Here is a 7,107-nt window from a genome sequence, read left to right as displayed (position 1 = left end):
TCCTCAACGGCGCGACATCGTGACCACTACGACCAGCGCCGCCAGCAGCACACCGGCGGCAAGAGCGGGCGCCGGGCACCAGGCGGCCACCAGAACTCCGGCCGCGCCATCCGTCGCCGCCGCCGTGAGGGCACGGTCCTGGACCGCATCCGGGAGCGCGCGGGCGCCCTGCGCGCCGGCCCGGTGGTGGTCCTGGACGACCCGTACGACGTGCAGCCCGACCAGTCGGCACCGACAGCGCAGGAGAGCCGCCTCCCCGGTGACCTGGTGGTCCGCACCATCGCCGACATCGAACTCCGCCTCGGCATGCAGGTCCCTCTGCTTGTCGACCTCGCCCACCTCTTCGTCTTCGACCAGCACAGCGAACGCATCAGCCCGGCCGCGGCGCGGCTGCCGGACCTGGACGAGTGATCTTCCTGGGCGACCTCCTGGGCGTGGCAGTCCGGTGCCCTTGGTGCCGGAACCGCACAGGCCCGTGGTGTCATCGCACGCGCGTGTACTGGTTCACGCCGCCCACGAACACCACCGTCGCCCGCCCCCGCAGCACGAGGACATCCAGATGCGCCGCCGTCTCGTTGACCGCGAGCATCTGGTTGAAGGCGCTGAGCTCGCCGAACGGCACCGCCCGACGCGTCCATCCGAGCTTGCGCGCCACCGCGTGGGCGTCAAGCGTGTCCTCGCCCAGCGCCGTCAGGCTCTTGGCCAGCCGGTCGTCGTGGTGGGCGAGCAGCTCGGCGACCCGGGTGTGGGCACTGTCGGCGACCGGCCCGTGCGCGGGCAGCAGGCGGGCGTCGGCGTACCGGTTCATCAGCCGCAGCGAGTCCAGGTAGTCGGCGAGCGGCCGGCCGCCCGGCTCGGCCAGCTCGAAACCGATGGACGGGGTGATGTGCGGCAGGACGTGGTCCCCGGAAAACAGCAGCCCCCGCTGCTCGTCCAGGAACACGACATGTCCCTTGGTGTGTCCCGGAGTTGGTACGACATGCAGTTCGCGCTCGCCGAAGCGAAGCGTTTCGGCGGCGAGCCAGCGATCGGGAGGCTCCCACACACTCGGGTCGTAGCCGCCGTGATCCATTGTCTGGATACGGTCGGCGAGTTCGCCGGCTCCTGCCCTGCGCAGAGTCTCCAGTGAGCCGGCGGGTTCGTCGCTGCGCAGTCGGTCGAGCATTTCCAGGCCCGGGCGTTCACCCGCGCCGAGGTAGACGCGCGAGCCCAGCAGCCGGCGCAGTTCCACTGCCTGCGTGTAGTGGTCGCGGTGGATGTGGGTGACGAGGATGTGGCTGATGTCGCCGAGGTCGCGGCCGATGGCGGCCAGTGCCTCCTCCAGCGCCTTGCGCGCCTCGGGGATCGCCCAGCCGCCGTCGATCATGATGATGCCGCCGTCGTCGGCCAGGTCCTCCAGCAGATAGACGTTGACGGCGTGCAGGCCGTCGTTGGGAAGCGGCAGAGGAACGCGGTGCACCCCGGGCTGTACGGTCTGGACTCCGGCTGCGGCCCACGGGCCCTGGTCGAACCGCGTTGTCATGATCCTCCTTGATTGATGCACCCCGTGGATCACGCCGGATGGCGTGCGTGGCGGCGCAGTTCGCGGAGGCGCTGTTGGGCCGCTTCTCAGCGCAGGCGATGCGGGCGTTCACGGAGCATGCCGCCCGGGACGACGACGAACTGCTCCTGGAATGGTTGCTGGAGCGCCTCGACCGTCAACCTTCGCATGCCGACACGCTACTGGCCGGCCTGCGCGCCCGGATGACCGACGATACGCCCGCCGGCCTGGTCCAGCGCACCAACCGGCTCGTCGTCGAGATGCTGAGCCCGGCCGTCGAGCGGCTGCGGGACGCTCAGGTCCTGAAGATCGACGACGTCGACGCGTTCCTGGAACTCATTGACATCACCTTTGACGGGATGACCCGCCGCGCCGAGACGGACTCCTTCGTCACCAGCTGGGAACGTGTGGCCAACGTCCGACGCCAATTGCTGTCGAAACAGATCGTCTCGCCTTGAGTCCGCCAAACTCCGTTAGGGCAACCCCGATTCTATCGACTGCCGTCGAGGGTGGTCCGACGCAGCTCGGACGCCGCGAGCCTGCGCAACTCATGCGGCAGCAGCCACGAGGCAGCCGACTCCCGAAACGCCCGACTCGACGGTCTGCCGGCATCGGCCTTCAATGGCATGCAGTTCAGCCACGACCAGGCATCGATCCACAGATGCACGCTGGACCATGCGCTTGATCGTGCATGATCAGTGCGAGCCCCTCGACCGCCTGCCGCGCGGCGGGGAGGCGACACACTGATCATGTTAAGGAGATGGCGTTGTCCATCTGGGAAACACTGGCCATCCTCGCAGCCGGCATCGGAGCGGGCACGATCAACACCATCGTCGGTTCCGGCACCCTGATCACCTTCCCGGTACTGCTTGCCACCGGGCTGCCGCCGATCACCGCCAACGTCTCCAACGCCCTCGGCCTCGTCCCCGGCTCCATAAGCGGAGCCATCGGCTACCGCGCTGAACTCCGCGGACAGAGCCGCCGCGCACTCGTCCTCGGCCTCACCGCTCTCATCGGCGGACTCGGCGGCGCCATCCTGCTGCTCGTCCTGCCCTCCGAGGCCTTCGACACGATCGTCCCCGTACTGATCGCCCTCGCGCTCGTGCTCGTACTGCTCCAACCACGCCTCGCCCGAGCCGTACAGCGCCGCCGCGAGAACAACGGCACCACCTCCCGCCCGCACGGCGGACCCGTCCTCCTGGTCGGACTGCTCCTCGCGAGCGGGTACGGCGGCTACTTCGGCGCCGCCCAAGGGGTCCTGTACCTCTCCCTGATGGGCCTGCTCCTCGACGAAGACCTGCAACGCGTCAACGCGGTCAAGAACATCCTCGGAGCCGTCGTCAACGGCGTCGCCGCCTGCTTCTTCCTCTTCGTCGCCGAGTTCGACTGGACGGCGGTCCTGCTGATCGCCGTCGGCTCCGCCCTCGGCGGGCAGATCGGCGCCAAGGTCGGCCGCCGCCTCCCGCCCACCGCCCTCCGCGCCGTCATCGTCGCCGTCGGCGTCATCGCGATCGTGCAGCTCCTGCTGCGCTGACACACCGCGGCTGGCACATGACGAAGGCCCGCCCCCGACTGGCTTCAACACTCTGAGTTGGCCCTGTTTTTCGGGGCTGGTCGCCGCGTCTCCACCTCTTCGCCGGGGAGTTGATCAGCGGCGGCCGCCTCTACGCCCTCGCCTTCGTCCCTGCCGTCGGTGTCGACGAAGACCCGGCAACCGGCTCCGCCTGCGTCGGCCTGGCCGCCCATGCCGCTCTGAGCCACCCAGAAGCCGGGCGCGACCACGCGCTCCACATCGAGCAAGGCGTCCATATGGGGCGTCCCAGCCAGATCGAGGCCACCGCCCACACCGGGCACGGCGGACTCCCCGCCGTCACACTGGCCGGACACACCACTGTCCTCGGCCAGCGTGTCCATCGCAGGTGATCCGGGAACGGAGCCGCCTACACAGCTCACCGGGCCCGCCACGTCAGCCCCTGACCGCGGGGTCGTGTCCGTCACGGGACGTACTCAGAGAGCGTGGCGGAGCTCGGAAGCCCGGTGCGGACATGGACCGGTGCGGGCGAAGCCGCTGGGCTTCGGAACGACGATCCCCAGCGACGTGCAGGAGCCGCTGGACCAGCACATGCAGCCCTGACTGATGCCGCATCAGGCAACGTCGCCCTGTTCAGGGGAGCGCCGTTCGTGCCCCGCGAGGGTAGCCGACGCGGCGCTTCGCGTTGCCGACCGCAGGTGTCAACTCCCTTGCGTAAACGGGAGTTTGCGTGTCGCGAACAGAGCGGAATGGACTGTTCCATGGGCCTGCCCTTATCTGTAGGGTGCATCAAAACCTGCGGAGAGGTGTGGACCAATGGGACTGACACGTCGTGCGCTCATCAAGCGTGGAGCCGGACTCGCTGCGGGGGCAGGGGTGTTGGGCGGTCACGGGACTCCGGCGTGGGCCTCCCCGGCCGCGGACGGTGGGGCGAACGCGCGTGCCGTCAGCGTGACCGTCACCGAGGCGACCAATGCCTCCGCCGCGCTTGCCCCGGACGGCCGGACCGTCGTCCTGGACCTGCTGAACCTGTTGTGGATGCTGCCCGCCGAGGGCGGTGAGGCCGTGCCGCTCACCGGCGTCGAGGAAGAGGCGAGCGAGCCTGACTTCTCGCCGGACGGCCGCCGGATCGTCTACCAGGCCTACACCGACGGCGTCTTCCACCTGTGGCTGATGAACGCCGACGGCACCGGGCGGAAGCAGCTCACCTCCGGTGACGCCGACCACCGCGAGCCGCGCTTCTCTCCCGACGGCACCCGGATCGCCTGCGCCGCCGAGAGCGACGGCCGGTACGCGATCCACGTCATCGACGTCGACAGCGGCGAGGCCACCGTCTGGACCACCGGCACCGCCCAGGAGGGCCAGCCCTGCTGGACGCCGGACGGCACGGCGATCGCCTTCACCACCGGGACCGCCGACGCCCCGCAGGCCATTGACCGGGTCACCGCCGACGGCACCCGCACCACCCTCGCCAAGGTCACCGAGGGCCGCCTCGCCGGACCCTCCTTCTCGCCCGACGGCAGCCGCCTCGCCTACGTCCACCTCACCACCACCGGCACCGCACTCGTCGTCGACAGCGAGACCGTGTCCGACGACGACGAGGACGTGTTCCCCTTCGCCGCCCGCTGGGCCGGCCCGGACGAACTCCTCTACACCGCCGACGGCCGCCTTCGCCGCCGTACGCTCCAGGACACTGTCGAAGACGTCCCGTTCAGCGCCCGCGTCACCGTGCCCAGGGTCACCGAACGGCCCGCCGCCGCCCGGGACTTCGACGGCACCGGCGGCCGCCAGGTCAAGGGCATCGTCGGTCCCGCGCTCTCCCCGGACGGCCGCAGCGTCGCCTTCGGCGCCCTCGGTGATCTGTGGATCATGCGCCGCGGCCGGGCCCCCGAGGCGGTCGTCGCCGACGGGCATCGCAATACCGACCCGGCCTGGTTCCCGGACGGCCGCGGCCTCGTGTACGTCAGCGACCGCGACGGCGGCATCGCGCTGTGGCGGTACGACCTCGCCACCCGCACCCGGCGCCGCCTCACCGACACCAGCCTGTCCGCCGCCGCGCCCACCGTCAGCCCGGACGGCACCACCGTCGCCTTCGTCTCCGAGGGCGCCACCCTCTGCACCCTGGACCTGGCCACCGGCGCCGTCCGCAAGGTGGCCGGCCCGCTGAACGCCCTCGGCCGCCCCACCTTCACCGCCGACGGCAAACGCCTGTCCGCCGCCGTCCTCGTCCCCGTCACCCCGCGCTACCGCGAGGGCCACAACCGGATCCTCACCGTCAACCTCGCCACCGGCGAGGCCCACTACAGCGAGCCCCTCCCCGGCGGCTCCCTCGCCAACCGCATCGACGCGGGCCCCGTCCACTCACCCGACGGCACCAGGACGGCGTACATCGCGAACGGCACCCTGCACATCAGCGACCTCGACGCCGAGGGCCGCACCACCGGCACCGCCCGCCGGGTCAGCGCGGAGACCGCCGACGCACCCAGCTGGAGCGGCGACTCCGCCTCCCTGCTCTACCTCTCCGACAGCCGCCTGCGCCTCACCACGCCCGCCGGCAAGGCCTCCGCCGTCCCGCTCCGGCTCACCTGGCGCCCGGCGCTGCCCACCGGTCGTACGGTCGTCCGGGCCGGCGCCCTCTGGGACGGCACCGGCCCCGGCCTGCGGCGCGACGTCGACATCGTCCTCGACGGCCATCGCATCGCCGCCGTCACCCCGCGCGGAGCCCGCTCCGTCCGGCCCGGGGACAAGGTCGTCGACGCCCGCGGCCTGACGGTGCTGCCCGGCTTCGTCGCCGTCCACGAGCACGGCCCCTGGGAGCGCAACGAACTCATGCGCCTGTGGCTCTCCTTCGGCATCACCGCCCTGCGCTCACCCGGCACCGCCCACTACGCGGCCGTCGAGGCCAAGGAGGCCCTCACCGCCGGCCGCCGCACCGGCCCCCGCGTCTTCGCGGCCGGCGAGATGGTCGACGGCTCCCGCATCTACTACTCCTCGGCCCGCCCAGTCACCGACGACGAGCAGCTGCGCCGCGAGATCAGCAAGGCCCGCGCCCTCGGCCACGACATGGTCAAGACGTACGTCCGGCTGCCCTACGCCCTCCAGCGCACGGCCGTCCGGGCCGCCCACCGGATCGGTCTGCGGACCGCGTCCCACTACCTGTTCGGCCCGCTCGACCTGGGCGCCGACGGCGTCGAGCACATCGGCGGCACCAGCCGCTACGGCCGCCGCCAGAAGGAGACCCACCTCGGCCACAGCTACCAGGACGTCACCGGCCCGCTGACCGCGAGCGGCATGGCCTTCACGCCCACCTTCGGACTCTCCGGCCTCGGCCTGCCCGCCGTCCGGGCCGCCCTCTACCGCTACGCGGAGTGGGCCCTGGACGACACCCGGCTGACCTCCCTGCTCACCGCTGCCGAGTACGCGGAGCTGCGCGAGGGCATCGAGGCGGCGCTGGCCGAGGAGCCGACCGCCGAACTCGCCTTCGTCGCCCGGCACGGCGAGACCGTCCGCCGCCTGGTCGAACAGGGCGCCCACGTCGCCGTCGGCACCGACAGCCCGCTCGTCCCGCCCGGCGTCTACTACCACCTCAACCTGCAGACCATGGTCCGCCACGGCGTCAGCCCGTACGAGGCGCTGCGCTCCGCCACCGTCCAAGGCGCCCGCACCCTGGGACTGTCCGACCAGCTCGGCACCGTCGAGCCGGGCAAGCTCGCCGACCTCGTCCTGGTCGAGGGCGACCCGACGATGGACATCGCGGCCGCGGCCGCCGTACGCCAGGTCGTCGTCGGCGGCATCCCGCACACCGTCGCAGACCTGACGGCGACGACGAAGCAGAGTCGGACGGCCGTCCACAACGCCGCACTGCCCGACCTACCCCAACAACCGGCCCGCGACCGTTTCTGGTGGCACCGGGAGGAACACATCCCTCACTCCTGTTGCTGATGCCGGCCTCGCCGACGAGCCCCTCCGCGGCAAGCAGGCCGTCGCGATGACGTCGGGGCAGTTGCTGTGACCGGTCGCTCCGCGCATGGCGGGA

5 protein-coding genes and 1 pseudogene are annotated in these 7,107 nt (G+C 71.4%); 5 read left to right on the top strand and 1 reads right to left on the bottom strand.

Features of this window, described 5'->3' with window-relative positions:
* Positions 1-411 (top strand): annotated as a pseudogene (locus ACYVO6_RS15145) (hypothetical protein); the annotation flags it as partial.
* Between the two features lie 70 nt (positions 412-481).
* Here the strand turns inward: ACYVO6_RS15145 and ACYVO6_RS15140 are convergent.
* Positions 482-1,522 carry an MBL fold metallo-hydrolase gene (locus ACYVO6_RS15140; protein WP_461061328.1) on the bottom strand — a complete coding sequence of 347 codons (1,041 nt, stop codon included), beginning with the start codon at positions 1,520-1,522 and terminating at the stop codon, positions 482-484.
* Positions 1,523-1,569: 47 nt separating this feature from the next.
* Between ACYVO6_RS15140 and ACYVO6_RS15135 the strand changes: the two genes are divergently transcribed.
* From ACYVO6_RS15135 to ACYVO6_RS15120, 4 genes are all read left to right on the top strand, one after another.
* A complete protein-coding gene (locus ACYVO6_RS15135) occupies positions 1,570-1,998 on the top strand; it encodes a hypothetical protein (protein ID WP_461061326.1) in 429 nt (142 codons plus the stop codon).
* A gap of 302 nt (positions 1,999-2,300) precedes the next feature.
* Positions 2,301-3,074 (top strand): sulfite exporter TauE/SafE family protein, encoded by a 774-nt coding sequence (locus ACYVO6_RS15130; RefSeq protein ID WP_461061324.1) that lies wholly within the window; start codon positions 2,301-2,303, stop codon positions 3,072-3,074.
* A 110-nt stretch (positions 3,075-3,184) separates the two neighbouring features.
* On the top strand, positions 3,185-3,463 hold the full coding sequence (locus ACYVO6_RS15125; RefSeq protein WP_461061322.1) for a PhzF family phenazine biosynthesis protein: 279 nt from the start codon (positions 3,185-3,187) through the stop codon (positions 3,461-3,463).
* A 424-nt stretch (positions 3,464-3,887) separates the two neighbouring features.
* The gene (locus ACYVO6_RS15120) at positions 3,888-7,013 is read left to right on the top strand and encodes an amidohydrolase family protein (RefSeq protein ID WP_461061320.1); all 3,126 of its coding nucleotides are present in this window, start codon (positions 3,888-3,890) and stop codon (positions 7,011-7,013) included.
* Positions 7,014-7,107: the final 94 nt, after the last annotated feature.

This window comes from Streptomyces pseudoechinosporeus, from assembly GCF_054783935.1.
This window is presented reverse-complemented; position numbering and strand designations above follow the sequence as displayed.

Bases quoted from the DNA above. Each gene is read 5' to 3' on its own strand.
- ACYVO6_RS15130 (WP_461061324.1), top strand. From the start codon at position 2,301: ATGGCGTTGTCCATCTGGGAAACACTGGCCATCCTCGCAGCCGGCATC.
- ACYVO6_RS15140 (WP_461061328.1), bottom strand. From the start codon at position 1,522: ATGACAACGCGGTTCGACCAGGGCCCGTGGGCCGCAGCCGGAGTCCAG.
- ACYVO6_RS15120 (WP_461061320.1), top strand. From the start codon at position 3,888: ATGGGACTGACACGTCGTGCGCTCATCAAGCGTGGAGCCGGACTCGCT.